This window comes from Streptomyces sp. NPDC050732 (assembly GCF_040654255.1).
GTDB lineage: Bacteria > Actinomycetota > Actinomycetes > Streptomycetales > Streptomycetaceae > Streptomyces.
Genome location: NZ_JBFAHP010000006.1, coordinates 133,154 through 151,208 on the forward strand (window position 1 = coordinate 133,154; position 18,055 = coordinate 151,208).

Annotated in this window: 9 protein-coding genes; 1 reads left to right on the plus strand and 8 read right to left on the minus strand. The window is 73.7% G+C overall.

Annotated features, from left to right (window positions below):
• Positions 1 to 10: 10 nt before the first annotated feature.
• Positions 11 to 1,594, plus strand: coding sequence for an FMN-binding glutamate synthase family protein (locus AB0H82_RS07565; RefSeq protein WP_362989865.1), 1,584 nt, complete (start codon positions 11 to 13; stop codon positions 1,592 to 1,594).
• Here the strand turns inward: AB0H82_RS07565 and AB0H82_RS07570 are convergent.
• From AB0H82_RS07570 to AB0H82_RS07605, 8 genes are all read right to left on the minus strand, one after another.
• On the minus strand, positions 1,584 to 2,990 hold the full coding sequence (locus AB0H82_RS07570) for an MDR family MFS transporter (RefSeq protein ID WP_362989867.1): 1,407 nt from the start codon (positions 2,988 to 2,990) through the stop codon (positions 1,584 to 1,586). The two genes, AB0H82_RS07565 and AB0H82_RS07570, sit on opposite strands and share 11 nt — an antisense overlap.
• On the minus strand, positions 2,987 to 12,973 hold the full coding sequence (locus AB0H82_RS07575; RefSeq protein ID WP_362989869.1) for an amino acid adenylation domain-containing protein: 9,987 nt from the start codon (positions 12,971 to 12,973) through the stop codon (positions 2,987 to 2,989). The genes AB0H82_RS07570 and AB0H82_RS07575 overlap by 4 nt, the downstream gene beginning before the upstream one ends.
• Position 12,974: 1 nt before the next feature.
• On the minus strand, positions 12,975 to 13,760 hold the full coding sequence (locus AB0H82_RS07580; protein ID WP_362989871.1) for an ABC transporter ATP-binding protein: 786 nt from the start codon (positions 13,758 to 13,760) through the stop codon (positions 12,975 to 12,977).
• A complete protein-coding gene (locus tag AB0H82_RS07585; protein ID WP_362990058.1) occupies positions 13,757 to 14,686 on the minus strand; it encodes an iron chelate uptake ABC transporter family permease subunit in 930 nt (309 codons plus the stop codon). Before AB0H82_RS07585 ends, AB0H82_RS07580 begins: the two co-directional genes overlap by 4 nt.
• A 62-nt stretch (positions 14,687 to 14,748) precedes the next feature.
• Positions 14,749 to 15,771: an iron chelate uptake ABC transporter family permease subunit gene (locus AB0H82_RS07590; protein WP_362989873.1), complete on the minus strand. Its 1,023-nt coding sequence runs from the start codon at positions 15,769 to 15,771 to the stop codon at positions 14,749 to 14,751.
• Positions 15,768 to 16,763, minus strand: a complete 996-nt coding sequence (locus tag AB0H82_RS07595; protein WP_362989875.1) for an ABC transporter substrate-binding protein — start codon at positions 16,761 to 16,763, stop codon at positions 15,768 to 15,770. Before AB0H82_RS07595 ends, AB0H82_RS07590 begins: the two co-directional genes overlap by 4 nt.
• A 106-nt stretch (positions 16,764 to 16,869) precedes the next feature.
• Entirely contained in the window at positions 16,870 to 17,721 is an 852-nt protein-coding gene (locus AB0H82_RS07600) for a siderophore-interacting protein (protein ID WP_362989877.1), read from the minus strand.
• Positions 17,718 to 17,957, minus strand: a complete 240-nt coding sequence (locus tag AB0H82_RS07605; protein WP_362989879.1) for a phosphopantetheine-binding protein — start codon at positions 17,955 to 17,957, stop codon at positions 17,718 to 17,720. Before AB0H82_RS07605 ends, AB0H82_RS07600 begins: the two co-directional genes overlap by 4 nt.
• Between the last annotated feature and the right edge of the window lie 98 nt (positions 17,958 to 18,055).

Consider the following 18,055-nt stretch of genomic DNA (forward strand, 5'->3'; position numbering starts at 1 on the left):
GCAAAGGATCATGACGCGTTTCGTGACGGTGGGCCTCCTGACGGCCTGCGCGGTGGGCGGTGTGCTGCTCGCCCTCCTGGTGTCCCCGTGGTGGTGGTTCGCCGCCGCTCCGCTGCTGGCCGCCGCGCTGACCGGTGTGTACGACCTCGTGCAGCGACGGCACTCCGTACTGCGGAACTACCCCGTGCTCGGGCATCTGCGGTTCCTCATGGAGGCGATGCGCCCGGAGTTGCAGCAGTACTTCGTGGAGCGCAACTACGACGGCAGGCCCTACGACCGCGACACCCGCAGCATCGTCTACGAACGGGCCAAGGGCGTCGCCGCCGAGGAACCCTTCGGCAGCGAGCGCGACATGGACGATCGCGGCTACGAGTTCCTCGTGCCGTCCATGGCGCCGGTGGACGTCCGCGACGAGCCGCCCCGGGTCCGGATCGGCGGCCCCGACTGCGCCGAGCCGTACGACATGGCGCTCCTCAACGTCTCGGCGATGAGCTTCGGTTCGCTGTCCGCCAACGCCATCGTGGCCCTGAACACCGGTGCGGCGCGGGGCGGGTTCGCGCACGACACCGGCGAGGGCGGCCTGTCCGGCCACCACCTGCGGCCCGGCGGCGACCTGATCTGGGAGATCGGGACCGGCTACTTCGGCTGCCGCACCCGCGACGGGGGCTTCGACGCGCGGCAGTTCGCCGAGAAGGCCGCCCACCCCGCCGTGCGATGCGTGTCGCTCAAGCTGTCGCAGGGCGCGAAGCCGGGGATCGGAGGCGTCCTGCCCGGCGGCAAGGTCAACGCCGAGATCGCCTCGGTACGCGGCGTGCCGCAAGGCGAGACCGTCATCTCGCCGCCGTACCACCGCGTGTTCTCGACCCCGCGCGAACTCGTCCGGTTCCTCGCCCGGATGCGGGAACTGACCCACGGCAAACCGGTCGGCTTCAAGCTGTGCCCCGGCTCCCGCACCCAGTTCCTCGCCGTGTGCAAGGCCATGGACGCGGAGGGGATCACCCCCGACTTCATCGTGGTGGACGGCGCCGAGGGCGGCACGGGCGCGGCGCCGCTGGAGTTCGCCGACCACCTGGGCATGCCGCTCACCGACGGGCTCATCACGGTGCACAACGCCCTCGTCGGCACCGGCCTGCGGGACCGGATACGGGTCGGCGCCAGCGGCAAGGTGGCGACCGGCACCGACATCGTCAAGCGCCTCGCCATGGGCGCCGACTACACCAACGCGGCCCGCGCGATGATGTTCGCCGTCGGGTGCATCCAGGCCCAGCGCTGCCACACCAACCACTGCCCGACCGGCGTCACCACCACGGACCCGCACCGGGCCCGCGCCCTCGACGTCGTGGACAAGGCCGCCCGCGTCACGCGGTACCAGCGGGCCACGGTCCACAGCGCGCTGCAGATCATGGCCGCGATGGGCGTCCGCGACCCGGCGGAGCTGGGACCGCACCACCTGCGGCGCCGCGAGGACCGCGGCAGGTTCCGGTCCTACGCCGAGCTGTACGACTGGCTCTCCCCCGGCGAACTGCTCGCGGCGCCGCCGGAGGGCTGGGCCGCCGACTGGCGCGCGGCGGACCCGGACAGCTTCACCTCCTGACCGTCCGGGTGCCGGGCAGCCTCGTGGCCCCCGCGGCGGCGAGCAGGCAGAAGCCGAGCACCCACCAGAAGGTGTCGGCGAACGCCGAGGCGATGTGCGGGCCCCGGGCGGCCAGCCGGTTCTGCAGGACCACCGCGAGGACGGCCGTGCCGACCGAACCTCCCACCGTGTTCAGGAGGTTGAGCGCGCCGGACGCGCGGGGCAGGTGTTCGGGCTCGATGCGGCTGTAGACGATGTTCATCACGGGCGCGCCGATCATCGCCATGCCGGTGCCGCGGACCGCGAGCGCGGCGATGACCAGCGCGTCCGGGGGCTCGTGGCCGAGCTGGGTGAACGGGACCGTGCCCGCGAGGATCAGCGCGATGCCGGTGACCACCAGGGTCCGCGGCGCGACCTTGTCGATGGTGCGGTTGACGAGGACGGACCCGGCCGCCGCCCCGAGTCCCTGCGGGGCGAGCAGCAGCCCGGCCTCCCACGCCGTGAGGCCTCGGCCGGTCTGGAAGTACAGCGGCAGCAGGAACGTCGTGCCGAACACCGAGGCGCCGAGGACGAGCAGCGCGAGCGCGGCGGCCCCGAAGGGCGGCCGGGTGAACAGCCGCGGGTCGACCAGTGGGGTGCCACGCGTGCGCAGCCCGTGCACCGCGAAGCCCACCAGCATCGCGACGCCCGCCGTCACACCAAGCACGGCCGGCAGGTCGCGGCCGTGGGCGACCTCGGTCAGCCCGTACACCAGCACGGCGAGGCCGGGTGAGAGCAGCGCGGCCCCCCGCAGGTCGAACGCCGTCCGCCGGGTCGACGGCGGTACGTCGGGGACGTAGCGGCGTGCGAGGAGGGCGGCGGCCGCGCCGATCGGCAGGTTGACCAGGAACAGCCACTGCCAGGACGCGACGCCGAGCAGGGAGCCGCCGACGAGGGGGCCGAACACGGGCGACAGGAGCGGGACGACCGCGACGACGCTGATGACACGACCGGTGCGGTCGCGTCCCGCGATACGGGCGAGCAGCGCCTGGCCGGTCGCGGGCAGGAGTCCGCCGCCGAGCCCCTGGACCACCCGGAACACGATGAGGCTGGTCGCGGACCAGGCCAGCGCGCACAGCACCGAGCCGGCCAGGAAGACGCCCACGGCGGCGAGCCACGTCCGCCGGCCGCCGAACCGGTCGGCGAGCCAGCCCGATGCGGGCACGGCGGCGACGACGGCGAGCAGGTAGGCGGTGCTGACCCACTGGATGTCGGCGACGGAGGCGTCGAACTCGTCGGTCAGCCGGTCGATGCCGACGCTGACGATGGTGGCGTCCAGCGTGGCCATGAAGGTGCCGAGCACCAGGATGAACGCGATGCGCAGCAGCTGCCCGTCCACCCGCTCCCGCTCGGCGGGTGGTGCGACGTCCTTGGTCATCGGCGCTCCAGGAGGTCGTGGACGTCGTGGTCGAGGTGCTTGTCCAGGGTGCGGAGCACGTCGAGGAGTTCGTCGGCGAGCCCGTCGACGGCCACGCCCGCCCGGTGGGCGAGCACGCCGGTCCAGCCGTCGCCGTCCGGCATGACCGTGAGGGTCACCGGGTGGTGCGTGGACTCGCGGAAGCGGGTGCCGACGAGCGTGAGGCCGGGGGCGGGTTCGCGGAGGCGGTCCGGGTCGACCGGATAGTTCTCGAACACCACCAGGCTGTCGAAGAGCCTGCGCCGCCCGGTCAGCCGTTCCAGGTCGGAGAGGGCGACGTGGTGGTGCTCGACCAAGGCGCGCTGGCGGGCCTGCAGGTCGGCGAGCGTGTCGGCGAGTGTGCCGGTGAGCCGTGCGCGTACCGGCACGGTGTTGGCGAGGAGACCGACGATCTCCTCGACGCCCGCCAGCTCCGGAGGCCGGCAGGCGACCATGGCACCGAAGCAGACGTCCGTGCGGCCGGAGCGCCGGGCGAGCAGCACCGACCAGGCGCCCTGCACCAGGGTGTTGCGGGTCAGGCCGCGCCGCGCGGCGAGGTGGGTCAGCTCGGTCACGAGTGCCGCGTCGAAGGTGATGAGCGTGGGCTCCTGCCAGGCCGGTCCCGGCTCGCCGCCCCTCACGTAGTCGCCCTCGGGCAGTCCGGCCAGTTCGGTGGCCCAGGTGTCGAGGTCGGGCTCGTGGTCGGCGCGCCATTGCAGGTAGTCGCCGAAGGGCACGGGGGCGGGCAGGTCCGCGGCGACACCGCGGACGCGTGCGGTGTAGAGGTCGAACAGTTCGGTGAGGATGCGCGGGGCCGACCAGCCGTCGGAGAGCACGTGGTGGCTGGTCATGACCAGGTGGGCGAGGTCCGCGCCGTCCCGGATCACGGTCAGGCGGAGCAGCGGGCCGCGTGCGAGGTCGAACGGTTCGGCCAGGTCGGCCGCGAGGACGTCGTCGGCGGGCCCGTCGACCACGCGGAAGTCCGGCACGGGCGACTCGGGGAGCACCGCCAGGTCGGCGGGGAACACGGCGCCCAGGTTCGGATGCCGGGCCAGCAGATCGCCGCCGGCGGCGCGCAGGGCGTCGGTGTCGAGCGGTCCCGCGAGGGAGAACGCCGACTGCACGGTGTACGGGTCGGGGCGTTCGGTGCGCGAGTGCCGCAGCATCACTTCCTGGAGCGGGGTGAGGGGCTGGATCGCGGCGATCGGCCGGCCGTGGTCGAGTGCCCTGATCTCCGGTGCGGCGGCGAGCTCCTGGAGCGCGCTCCGCAGGCACTCGGCGAGGTCCGCCACTTCGGCGGCGGTGAACAGCGCGGCCGGCCAGGTGATCCGGACGCCGAGCGCGTCGTCGCGCACCAGGGCGTTGACCATGAGGCTGTGCGGCAGGGGCAGCGCGTCGGTGCCGCCCGAGCCGAGCGGGTCGGCGTCCGGCGGCGCCTGCCACGGCGTCTCGTCGGCCGGGGCGCCGGGGAACTGGCCGAGGTAGTTCCAGGCGACCTCCGGTGCCACGGGGTCGAGGAGGCCCGCCGAGGTGAGGATGCCGTGTCCGAGGCCGTCGCCCTGGGCGCGCAGCCGTTCCCTGACCGCCTTCACGTCGTCGTCGGCGTCGAGGCGCACGGGGTGGACGGCGGTGAACCAGCCGACGGTCTGGGACAGGTCGACGTGCTGCGGGCGGCCGTGGCTCTCCAGGGCGACCAAAACTTCCCGCGTGCCGCGCCAGGCCCGTACCGCCTTCGCGAGCGCGGTGAGGAGCACGGCGTCAGGGGTGCTGCGGTAGGCGGCGGGCAGGGTCGTGATCAGGGCGCGGGTCGACGCGGTGTCGAGCCGGATCTCGTGGTGCCGCGCGGTGGCCACGGTGTCACGGGCGGGGTCGAGCGGACGGGTGAGCGCCGGGGTGCCGGTCATCCGCCGCCAGTGGGGCAGTTCGGACCGCCGGTCGGCGGCGCGCAGCGACTGCGCCCAGCCGAGGAAGGACTGGCCGTGGCGCGTCAACTGGCCGCCCGCGTAGGCGTGTTCGATGTCGTCGACGAGGATGCGCCAGGAGACGCCGTCGGCGACCAGATGGTGGGCCACGAGGACGAGCCTGCCGGGCCGCTCGGGTCCGGCGTCCACCCACAGGGCGCGCAGCAGCGGGCCGGTACGCGGGTCCATCGCGTCCCGGACACCGCCGACGCAGGCGTCGATCAGGGTGCGCAGGTCGTCGTCGGTGGCGCGGACGACGGTGAGGATGTCGGCCCCCGTCACCGCGCCGACCGGCGGAATGTGCAGGGCGTCGTCGGTCAGGCGGGCCCGCAGCGCGTCGTGCCGGGTCAGGAGCGCGTCGAGGACGGCCTGCCAGGTGGTCTCGTCGCCGCCGGGCGGGACGCAGATCTCCACCCACTGGCAGAACCCGTCGGCCGCGGTGCCCGCGCGGCGCAGCAGGTCCCGCATGACCGGGGTGAGCGGCGCGTCACCGGTCGCGGGCGCCGTGCCGCCGTCGAGGGCGCGGGCCCGTGCCGCGATGCCGGCGACCGTGGCGCCCTCGAAGACGTCCCGTGCGGTCAGGCCGAGCCCCTGGCGGCGGGCGCGGGAGACCACTTGCAGCGACACGATGCTGTCGCCGCCGATGGCGAAGAAGTCGTCGTCGGGGCCGATGGCGTCGGTGCCGAGGACGTCCCGGAAGACGCCGAGCAGCACGGCTTCGGCCTCGGTGGCGGGTGCGCGCCGGGCCGCGGCGGCGGTCTCGGGGGCGGGCAGCGCGGTGGGGTCGAGCTTGCCGCTGGGGCCGAGCGGCAGCCGGTCGATGGGGACGAGCGCCGTCGGCACCATGTGGTCGGGCAGCTCCCCCGTCAGGAACTCGCGTACGCGGGCGGTGTCCAGGTCGGCGCCGTCGGTCGGGATGACGTAGCCGACGAGGCGTCCTTCGCGGACGATCACGGCGCAGGCGCGGACGTCGGGGTGGCTGGTCAGCGTGGACTCGATCTCGCCCAGCTCGACGCGGAAGCCGCGCACCTTGACCTGGTGGTCGACGCGGCCGAGGAAGACGAGCTGCCCGTCGGGACGCCACCGCACCAGGTCGCCGGTGCGGTACATCCGCTCGCCGGGCGGTCCGAACGGGTCGGCGACGAACCGCTCGGACGTCAGTCCGGGGCGGCCGAGGTAGCCGCGGGCCAGGCTCGGCCCGGCGAGGTACAGCTCGCCGGTCACGCCGACGCCGGCCGGCTGGAGCCCGCTGTCGAGGACGTAGGCGCGGACGTTGGGGTCGGGGCGGCCGATGGGCAGTGGTCCGGCGTCGTCCGGGTCGTAGTGCCAGGTCACGGAGTTGATGGTGACCTCGGTGGGGCCGTAGGCGTTGAAGAGCGCCCGGCGGCCTCGCCCCCAGCGCCGCGCCAGTTCGGGGTCGAGGCGCTCGGCGCCGACGACGAAGAACACGTCGGGGTCGACGGTGCGGTCGTCGGGCATCGCGGCCAGGAACGACGGGAGCAGGTTCACGCCCGTCACCCGGTGTTCGACGATGTAGTCGAGGAGTTCGTCGCCGGGGACGCGCACCTCCTCGGGGGCGATCACGGAGGCGCCGCCGGACAGGAGCGGCACCATGGTCTGCCAGAACGCGACGTCGAAGCTGGTCGAGGCGAAGTGCAGGTACCGGTCGTGCTCGGTGACGCCGACGACCTCCTCCTGGAGCGCGATCAGGTCGGGCACGCCCCGGTGGGTCACGCCGACGCCCTTGGGCCGCCCGGTGGTGCCGGAGGTGTAGATGACGTACGCGAGCGCGTCCTCGGTGAGCCCGGCGCGGGCGTCGGCCGGGTCGGTGTCCGGTGCGGAGGCGAGGGTCGCGGGGTCGTCGAGGCGCAGGACCGGGATGTCGCGGTCGACGGGGAGGTCGGCGCCGGTGGACACGACGGCGGCCGGGGCGATGTCGTCGAACATGAACGCGAGCCGCTCGCGCGGGTAGCTCGCGTCCATCGGCACGTACACCGCGCCCGCCTTGACCACGCCGAAGAGTGCGACGGTCATCTCGATGTCGCGGCCGAGCAGCACCGCGACCGGGTCCTGGGGCCGGACGCCGCGCGCGATCAGCGCGTGCGCGAGCCGGTTGGCCTGCCGGTCCAACTCCGCGTAGCTGAGGCTGCGTTCGCGGCAGACCAGAGCCTCGGCTTCCGGCTTGCGCCGGACCCAGGCGGCGAACTCGTCGAGCCAGGGGCCGCGTTCCCTCACGGGGACGATCTCGGTACCGGTGCGCAGGATGCGCTCGCGCTCGTCGGGGTCGAGGGCGGGCAGCCGGAGCACGGGGCGTGCCGGGTCGTCGACGATCTCGCGGAGGATGTTGTGCAGCCAGCGGCCGTAGTCGCGCACGGTGTTCGCGTCGAAGGCGCGCGGCTGGTAGCCGAGGCCGACGGTGATCTCGTCGTCGGGGATCACGATGACGGTGAGCGCGTAGTGCGTGGCGTCGGTGATGTCCACGCCGGCCAGGTCGAGCCCGGGCGCGAGCGGGGTGCGCTTCCGGCTGGACAGCGGGAAGTTCTCCATCACCAGCATCGTGTCGAAGAGTTCACCGGCACCGACCGCCCGCTGGATCTCCGGCAGGCCGACGTGGTGGTGCTCGGCGAGGGCGACGCTCTCTGCGTGCACGCGGGCCATGAGGTCGCCCACGGTCTGGTCCTGGGTGTGCCGGACGCGGACCGGGATCGTGGTGCCGAGCTGGCCGATCATCGACTCCACGCCGTCGACCTCGGCGGGCCGCCCGGAGACGGGGCAGCCGAAGACGGCGTCGCGGCGGCCGGTGAGTTTGCCGAGGAGCAGGCCCCACGCGGTCTGGAGGACCGTGGTGAGGGTGACGCCCTGTTCGCGGGCGAAGGCGCGCAGCCGGTCGCTGAACTCGCGGCCAAGCGCAACGGTTTCGCGGCCGGGCCGTTCGACGCCGGTCCCGGTGGTCGCGGGTGCGAGCCGGGTGGCGTCGTCGACGCCGGCGAGCGCGTCGCGCCACGCGGCGAGCGACGCCTCGTGGTCACGGTCCGCGAGCCACCGGAAGTACTCCGGGAGCGGCGGGGCGGCGGGGACGGCGGGGCCGCCGCCCAGCTCGGCGTAGAGGGCGAGCAGGGTGCGGCCGACGAGCGGCATCGACCAGCCGTCGAGCAGCGCGTGGTGGTTGGTGATGACGAGCTTGTGCTCGGCGGGGCCGACGCGGGACAGCAGGAAGCGGATCAGCGGCGGCCTGGCCGGGTCGAACGGGCGCTCCAGGTCTTCCCTGGCGGCCTCGGGGAACCGGTCGTCCTCCCGCCAGTCCAGGGTCACGTCGGCGGGGATCACCTGCACCACGTCGTCCCCGGCGGTACCGAGATACACGCGCAACGCCGGGTGGCGGCGCAGCAGTTCGCGGGCGGCCTCGGCCATCCGGTCGGGCCGCACCTCGCCGACCAGGGTCGTCACGGCCTGCACGACGTAGACGTCGGCGTCCTGGTCGTCGCGTACCAGAGTGTGGAAGGAGAGTCCGACCTGCAGCGGGGTGGCGGGCAGTACGTCGGTGATGCGGCCGGTGCGTTCGAGGGCGTCGATGGCCTGCTGGTCGAGGTCGACGAGCGGCAGGTCCGAGGGGGTGAGGCCGCCCTCGGTGTGGCGCGCGTGCTCGGCGAGCGCGTCGAGCGCGGCGGCCCAGGCGTTCCGCAGCGCCAGCACGGCGTCGGCGCCGAGCACCTCGGTCGCGGCCGTCCACTCGACGGCGAGCCGCGGCGCGCCCTCCTCGTGGACGAAGCAGTTGAGGGCGAGGACCTGCTCAAGGGCCTTGGCGCCGGGCTCGGTCACCGAGAAGGCGTCGTGTGCGGGCAGCCGCCAGCCGGTGCCGGGCAGCGAGGCGAACCGGCCCAGGTAGTTGAGGAGGACGTCCGGCGGTGGTGTGGCCGCGAGCTCGGGGCCGGTCTCGGGGTCGAGGTGGCGCAGGACGCCGTAGCCGATCCCGTTGTCGGGGACGCCGCGCCTGGCCTCCTTCGCCGCACGCAGCACCTCTCCCACACCGTCGGCGAGGGGGACGCGGACCGGGTACTCGCTGGTGAACCAGCCGACCGTACGGGCCAGGTCGAGGTGTTCACGGCCGTGGCCCTCCATCGACACGGTGACCGCGTCGCCCGACAGGCCCCACTCGCGCAGGGCGAGCACGAGCGCGGCGAGCAGCACCTCGTCGACCCCTGCGCGGTACGCGGCGGGCAGCGTCGTCAGGACCGCCTCGGTGACCTCGGGCGAGGCCACGGTGACGGAACGGTGGGCGGTCGCCACGGTGTCCCGGGCGGGGTCGAGGGGCCGGGCGCCGAGCCGGGAGGCGGCGGCGAGCGCGGCCCGCCAGTGGTCGAGTTCGCCGCGTCGTGCGCCGGACGCGCCCTGCTCGGCGAGGAGCGCGGCGTGCCGGCGCCACGACGCCCCGGCCGGTTCGAGGGTGCCGCCCGTGCAGGCGGTGTGGAGGTCGGGCAGCAGGATGCGCCAGGACACGCCGTCCATGGCGAGGTGGTGTACGACGACGACAAGCCGGTCGGAGGTGTCGCCACCCGGGGAGGTGTCGTCGGTACGGAGCAGGGCCGCCCGCACCAGGTCGCCCGAGCGCGGGTCGAGTTGTCCGGCGAGGCGCTCGGCCAGGGCGGTCACGTCCTCGCCGTGGACCTCGTCGACGACGGCCCGTACGGCGCCGCGCGGCAGCACGTCGAGGCCGTCGCCCACTCGCAGCCGCAGCGCGTCGTGGTGGTCGAGCACCGCCTGTACGCCCGCGGTCAGGTCGGCGTGGGTGAGTCCGTCGACGTGCAGGGCGGTCCACTGTGCGTAGGAGGCGACGACGTCGACGTCCGGGTGCGGGTCGAGGAGTTCGCGCACGATGGGCGGCGCGGGCACGGGCCCTGTCGGGTCGTCCACCGGCGCGGCCACGTCCTCCGCAAGGCCCGCGGATGCGGCGAGGGCGGCGAAGGTGCGGCGCGCGAGGAGGTCCCGGGGCCGCAGTTCGAGGCCTCTGGCCCGCAGTCGGCTGCTGATGGTGATCGCGGTGATGCTGTCACCGCCGAGGGAGAAGAAGTCGTCGTCCACGCCGACCCGGTCGACCTCGAACACCTCGGCGAGTACCGCGCAGAGCAGGCGTTCCCGCTCGGTGCGCGGTGCGCGGCCGCCGCCGGCGGAGACGGGTGCGGGCAGGGCGGCGCGGTCGAGCTTTCCGTTGGTCGTGACGGGCAGTTCGTCGAGGACGACCACCGCGGCGGGCACCATGTGCTCGGGCAGGGTGGCGGCCAGCCGGGCCCGCACCTCGTCACCGGTGACCGTGGTGGACACGACGTAGCCGATCAGCCGGGACGAGCGGACGGTGGCGGCCGCCGCGGTGACGCCCGGCACGGCGCCGAGCGCGGCCTCGACCTCGCCGGTCTCCACCCGGTGGCCGCGGATCTTGACCTGGCCGTCGCCGCGGCCGAGGTAGTCAAGGCCCCGGCCCGGCACCCACCGGGCCAGGTCGCCGGTGCGGTACATGCGTGCGCCGCGCGGGCCGAAGGGGTCGGCGACGAACCGGTCGGCGGTCGCCCCCGGCCTGCCGAGGTAGCCGCGGGCCAGGTGCGGGCCGGCCAGGTAGAGCTCGCCCGTCCTGCCGTGCGGCACGGGCTGGAGCGCGCTGTCGAGCACGTAGACGCGGGTGCCGGCGAGCGGATGGCCGATCGTGGGTTCGCCGGCGTCGATCCGGGCGGTGGTGGCGTCCACGGTGGCCTCGGTCGGCCCGTACATGTTGCGTGCGGTGATGCCGGAGTCGGCGACCCGCCGCCAGAGCGCGGGCGGGGTGGCCTCGCCGCCGAGGACGAGCAGTGTCGGCCGCCGGTCGAGGAGGCCGCCGTCGATCAGCGGCGCGGCCATCGACGGTGTGGTGTCGACGATGTCGATGCCGTCGCGGGCGTACGCGTCGAGCAGCGCGTCGGCGTCGCGGGCGGTCTCGGCGTCGTAGACGTGCAGTTCGTGGCCGCAGAGCAGCCACATCAGGTGGTCGAACGCGGAGTCGAAGGCGAACGAATAGGTGTGCGCGACGCGCAGTCCGCGCTTCGCGGCGCCCTCGGCCTCGGCGATGACCGTCGACCGCTGGTGGTGCAGGAGCGCGGCCAGGCCGCCGACGCGGCCGAGCACGCCCTTGGGGCGGCCGGTCGAGCCGGAGGTGTGGATCACGTAGGCGAGGTGGTCGGGGTGCCGGGGCGCGGCCAGTTCACCGGATGTCAGGGGGGTGCCGGGCAGTGCGGCGGCCTCGTCGACGAGGGTCTTCCAGGGCAGCCCGTCGACCGTGTCGGCGGCGGTGAGGACCAGTGCGGGGCGGGTGTCGTCGATGAGTCCGCGCAGCCGCTCGGGCGGGTACGCGGTGTCCAGGGGCAGGAAGGCGGCGCCCGCGTCGAGGACGGCGAGGAGGGCGGTCACCGAGTCGGCGGAGCGCGGCAGCGCCAGCGCCACGACGTCGTCGGTGCCGATGCCGCGGGCCCGCAGCGCGCGGGCGAGCCGGTGCACGCGGTCGGCGAGGTCCCGCGCGGACAGCCGGTCGTCGCCGCACACCAGGGCGGTATGCGCGGGGTCGGCGGCGGCCATCGCGTCGAACGCGGTCGGTACGTCGACAGGGGTGCCGGGCAGTGCGGGCGGGCACCAGTCCGCGAGGATCCGGTCGGCGTCGCCCGCCAGGGGGGTCCGGCCGACGGTCCGCCCGTCGATCAGTCCGGTGAGCAGGGCCCGCAGTCCGGCGAGTGAACGGTCCACGGAGGCCTGGTCGTTGGTCCTCGCGTCGACCTCGAAGCCGAGCAGCAGTCCGCCGTCCCTGGCGGGCAGGACGCTCAGGCCCATGTCCTCCGGCGGGCCGCCCGCCACGTTGCGCATGACACCGCTCGCCCCGGCGAAGTCGAGCGCCAGGTCGAACGCCTTGAGGTTGATGCCGCGTCCGTGGAGCAGCGCGCCCGCGCCGGGTACGCCGAGGTCCCGCGGCAGGTCCTCGCCCCGGTAGCGCTGGTGGTCGCGCATCTCCTTCATCGCGGCGGCGACCCGGCGGCTCAGCTCGCCGAACCCGTCACCGGGCCGCACGGTCACCCGCAGCGGCAGCACGTTGACCGCCATGGCGGGGGTGCGCAGTTCGACGGAGCCGGTCCGGCACATCAGGGGCAGCGCGAACACCACGTCGGTGCGGCCGAGCACGCGGTGCAGGAAGGCGGCGTAGCAGGCGATCAGTGCCTCGCCCCAGGTGACGCCCTCGGTGTCGGCGAACGCGCGGAGCCGGGCGGTCTCCTCGGGCGAGAGGGCGGCGCGGGCGGTCAGGGTGCGGTCGGGCGCACCGGCCGCCGCGTCGGTGTCGCCCAGGTCGGGCAGCGGGGTGAAGCGGTCGACCCAGTACGCCCGGTCCTCGGTGAAGCGGTCGCTGTCCCGGTAGGCGCGGTCGGCGGCGACGAGGTCGGCGAACCCGCCGAAGGCCGACTTGCGTGGTTCGGTGCCGCGCACCAGGGCGGTGTAGCGGGCGGCGGTGCGGCGGGCGAGCATCGCGGCGGTGTAGCCGTCGAAGATGAGGTGGTGGCCGAGCTGGGTGTACCAGACCTCGCGGTCGGAGAGTTTGATGACGGTGCGCGCGTACAGCGGCCGGTCCACCATGCCGCGGCAGGCCTCGCCCACCCGGGCCCGCTCGGCGTCGACGAGCGCGTGGGCGGCGGCCACGGGGTCGGCCTCGCCACTGACGTCGACGAACGCGGGCGGTGCGACGGGTTCCTGACTGATCGTCTGGCGCGGCCCCTCGGGGGTGTCGTACACCCGCAACCGCAGGGTCTCGGCTTCCTCGGTGGTCGCGCGGACCGCCTCGGTCAGCGCGTCGACGTCGACCGGCTCGGCGCCGGATATCTCCACGACGTCGCCGACCACGTAGTACGGCGAGTCCGGTTCGAGGCGCTGCGCGTTCCAGATGCCCGTCTGGGCGCCGGTCAGGGGGAGCAGGCCGTCCGAGGAGACGCTTGCGGTGCTCAACTTACTCTCCTTGCAGTGTGGGGACGACCATCGGCGTATCGGTCACCGGGTCGGGGACGATGACGCTCGGCAGGTCGAAGACGTCCTTGATCAGCGCGGCGTCCACGATGTCCCCGGGGTCGCCCTCGGCGACCACCCGGCCGTCCTTCATGGCGACCAGGTGGTCGGCGAAGCGGCACGCCTGGTTGATGTCGTGGAGGACGGCGATCACCGTGCGGCCCTCGTCGCGCAGCCTGGCGAGCAGGCCGAGCAGTTGGTACTGGTGCGTGATGTCGAGGAACGACGTCGGTTCGTCGAGCAGCAGGTAGGGCGTCCGCTGGGCGAGGACCATGGCCATCCACACGCGCTGGCGCTGTCCGCCGGACAGCTCCTGCACCGGCCGGTCGGCCAGGTCCGCGACGCCGGCGGCGGCCATCGCCCCGGTGACGGCCGCCTCGTCGTCGGGCGACCTGAGCGCCAGCAGCGACTGGTGGGCGAACCGGCCGCGGCCGACCAGGTGGCGGACCTTGATGTCGTCGGGGGCCAGCGGGTCCTGCGGCAGGAAGCCGAGTTGCCTGGCCAGCGCCTTGGCCGGGTAGCCGCCGACGTCACGGCCGTCGAACTGCACGTGTCCGTCGGCGGGGCGCAGCAGGCGGACGAGAGCGCGCAACAGGGTGGATTTTCCACAGGCGTTGGGGCCCACGATGGCGGTGAACGCGCCGTCGGGGACGTCCAGGCTCAGCCGTGTGGAGACCACCCGGTCTCCGTAGCGCAGGGTGATGTCCCGCGCGGTCAGGCGTGCGGTCACGCGCGCCCCACCTCCTTGGTCAGCAGCCAGATCAGGTAGCAGCCGCCGATCGCGGTGCTCACCACGCCGACCGGCAGGGCGACCGGCGCGAGGAGCATCTGGGCGATCAGGTCGGCGCCTTGGAGCAGTACCGCTCCGGTCAGCGCGGCCGGGAGCAGCGGCACTCCGGCGGCGCCCGCGAGCCTGCGCCCGATCTGCGGGGCGGCGAGGGCGATGAACGCGATGGGGCCCGCCACCGCGGTGACGGTGGCCGTGCAGCCGACGCCGACGAGCACCATGAGCAGGCGCAGCCGGTTGAGTCCGACGCCGGTGGTGACCGCGATGGCGTCGCCGAGCGCCGCCTGGTGCATGGCATGGGCCCGCGATGCCATGAGGGCGAGGAGCACGGCGATCACCGCGAAGGGGATGCCGAGATCCTCCCAGCCGACGCCTGCGAGTGAGCCCGCGCTCCAGCCGACGGCGGCGATCGCCACCTCCAGGTCGGCGCGGAGCACGATCCACGAGTTGATCGCGGTGACCATCGCGTTGACCGCGATGCCGATCACCACGAGGCGCAGCCCGGAGAAGCCCCGGTCGAACGAGAGCAGGTAGATCACGGCCGCGACGAGCAGACCGCCGAGCACGGAGCCGGTGGCCAGTTGGGCGGAGGTGCCGGACAGGGCGGTGAGGGCGACCAGGGCGCCGGTGTAGGCGCCGGCGTCGAGGCCGATCACGTCCGGGCTGCCGAGCGGGTTGCGCGTGAGGTTCTGGAAGATCGCCCCGGCCACGCCGAGCGCGGCGCCGAAGACCAGTCCGGCGAGGACGCGCGGCAGCCGCCAGTCGGAGATCACCACGGAGCGGTCGGTGCCGGTCAGCGAGGCGAACACCTCGCCGGGGGTGGACCATGACGCGCCGTAGCACAGCCCGAGCAGGCCCAGGCCGAGCATCAGGGCGCCCAGCGCGGCGACGAGCAGCACCGTGCGGCGTTCGGTTTTCAGTACGAGTGTGCTCACAGTGCCCCCGCCCCGTAGCGGCGGACGGCCCAGATGAGCATGGGTCCGCCGAGGAACGCGGTCACGACGGCCACCGGCACCTCGCCGGTGGGCAGCAGTACCCGCGAGCCGATGTCGGCGACCAGGAGCAGGATCGGACCGAGCACCATCGAGTGGAGGACGAGCCAGGGCACCGAGCCTCCGGCGGGTCTGCGCACCAGGTGCGGCACGATCAGGCCGACGAACAGGATCGGTCCCGCGACGGCCGTCGCCGCGCCGCTGAGCACGGTGATCAGCACGAGTGCGGCGGCCCGCACCCGGCCGACGTTCGCGCCCAGGGTGTGGGCGACGGTCTCGCCGAGCGACAGGGCGTTGAGCGCCCGGCTCAGCAGCAGCGCGCCGAGCAGGGCGGCCCCGATGACGGTCAACGGCAGGGCGAGCGGCGCCTGTTCGCGTGCCGCGAGGGAGCCGACCGACCAGAACCGGTACGCGTCGAAGGTGTCGGGGAGCATCAGCCGCAGGCCCAGCGCGACACCGCTCAGCACGGCGGTCAGGGCCACCCCGGCGAGCACAAGACGCAGTGGTGAGTGCCGTCCGACGGCGGCGACGAGGAGTGCCGCGCCGACGGAGCCGAGGACCGCGAAGCCCAGTTCCCCGGCCTGCCCGGCCGTCAGGCCGAGTGCGGAGCCGACGGTGATGGAGAACCCGGCGCCCGCGGTGACCCCGAGGATGCCGGGTTCGGCCAGCGGGTTGCGGGCCAGCGTCTGGATGAGCGCGCCCGCCACCGCGAGGGCGGCGCCCACCGCGACGGCGAGCAGTGCCCGCGGTGCCCGGACGTCGCGCACGACCACGTGGTCGTCGGTGCCCCGGTAGTCGAAGAGTGCCTTCACGACCTCGCCGGGCGCGACGTGGCGGGCTCCGACGCCGATGCTGAGCACGGCGACGGCGGCCAGCAGCACGAGGCCGCCGACGAGCAGGCCGGTCTGCGGGACGGCCCGTCTGGTTACGGCCGCCTCGGAGGCGCGGCCCGCGACGGTCACCGCTTCAGGAGCGGCGCGAACGACGTGTCGATCGCGTCCAGGGTCTTCATGGCCTGCCCGTAGGTCGCGGCCTCGGTGTAGCGGATCGGGAAGGTCTTGCCGGCCTTGACGGCGGGCAGGTTCTTCCACAGCTTCGAGTCCATGACGTACTTCACCGGCTTGGGGACACTGCCGTCGGCGTTGACGGAGTAGGTGATGGCGTCGGCCTTGCCGAGTGCGGCGGGGAGCTCCTCGATGGACGGGTATTCGCTGACCGCCTTCGAGCCGGGTCCCGGCTTCTTGACCTTGCCGTAGTACTTGGCGCCGACGTCCTCGGCGATGTTGGTGCCCCACGAACCGCCGAACTCCCGCTGGAAGGTGCCCTTCGCGGTCTCGCCGTACGCGCCGACGTGACCGAGCTTGAGCTGCGGGAGCACGTCCTTGTACTTCTTGGCCAGCCGGCCGGCCTCGGCCTCGTACTTCTCCTTCGCGGCGTCGAACTTCTTGAGCGCGCCCGCCGCGTCGGACTGCTTGTGCGTCAGCTTGCGCCAGGCGGACGGCACGGTCGGGCCGATCGCCACGACCGGGGCGATGCCCTCCAGCCGCTTGACGTCGATGTCGCCGAGGACCGGGGCGGGGACGCCGATGACGATCAGGTCGGGCTCGGCCTCGGCGATGGCCTCGTAGTTGGTCTCGGTCGCCAGCTCGCCCGCCACCTTGGGCGTCTTCTTGTACGTCGCGAGGTCCTGCTTGCTCATCATCGGCTCGCCGCGCTTCCACGACGAGATGCCGACGAGCGGGGCGCCGCCTTCGATCATGGCCGGTACGGCGTAGCCGGTGGCCACCACACGCTTCGGGTCGGCCGGGATGGTGATCTTGCCGTTGTCGGCGGCGAACACCCGGGTCCCGCCCTTGCCCGAGTCGTCCGATCCGCCGTCCGACGAGCCGCATCCGGTGACCACCAGGGCCAGCGCCACGGCGCCGACCAGGGCCGACGATCTGCGTATGGACATGTTTCGCTCCTTGTTGCTTAGGTAAGGCTAACCTTAGTTGATGAACAGACAGGTAAGGCAAGCCGACGGGCGGCGATGTGCCGCCCGCCTTGCGTGAGGCGGTGGATCAGTGGTCGTCCTCGTCGAAGTCGGCGACGCCGCGCTTCCAGTAGCCGGTGATGTCGTGGTCGGCCTTGTCCAGTCCGAGCACGTCGCGGACCCAGCGGCGCAGGGGCTTGATCTGCCCGGCCTCACCGGCGACCCACACGTACACCCGCTCCCCCTCGGGCACGGTCACGGCGGTCACGGCCCGCTCCAGCGCGCCACCCGTGCCCGCCGGGGCGCCGCCCCGATGCAGCCAGTGCACCTCGACGCCCTCGGGCGCGGACAGTTCGATCTCCTCGCCCGCGTCGGCGACTTCGACGAACGCCCAGCCCCGCGCGGTCCGGGGCAGCTCCTCCAGCCAGCGCGCGATCGCGGGCAGCGCCGTGATGTCGCCCGCGAGCAGATAGCGGTCATACGTATGCGGGACGATCAGGCCGCCGGGCGGGCCCGCGACATGCACGACGGCACCCGGCTCGACCCGGTGCGCCCAGTCCGACGCGAGCCCGCCCGCATGCGGGACGATGTCGATGTCGAGCTCGCCCGTGACGGGGTCGTAGCGGCGCACGGTGTACTCCCGCGAGGTGGGGGCGGGCCGCGGCCAGCGCAGCATCGCCCCGTTCCGCTCGGGCAGCCGCAGCGAGCCGTCCGGCTCCGGGAAGACGAGCTTCACGTGCTCGTCCGGTGCGTGCGCCTCGAATCCCTCGGTCCCGGGCCCGCCCAGGGTCAGCCTCAGCAGACCGGAGCCGACCGTCGCGGTGCGGACGACCTCGACCTCCCGGATGCCGATCGGATAGCCCACCTTCTCGGCGTGCAGGCCCGCGCGGACCTCGGCGATCCGGTCCAGGTGCCGGTGCCGGTGGTCGACCCGGCTCATGCCGCACGCCCCGTCAGGAGCTCCGTCCAGTGGCCGAGTTCGGGCTGTTCGGCGAGGTCGGGGAACTCCAGCTCCGTCGCCCCCGCCGCACGCCAGCGCTGGACCAGCGTCATGATCCGCACCGAGTCGAGACCGAGGTCGAAGAGGTCCTCCCCGGGAGCGATCTCGGCGGGTTCGCAGTCGAGCAGCTCCGCGATGTCGGCGCGGACGCGCTCGGGCGACAGGGTCTGACTCATCGAATGGCTCTCCTTCGGAAACGGGCGCCGACAGCACGGCAGGCCCGTCGACCCCTGCGATACTGAGGCAAGGCTAACCTAACTTAATCTTGGTCGTG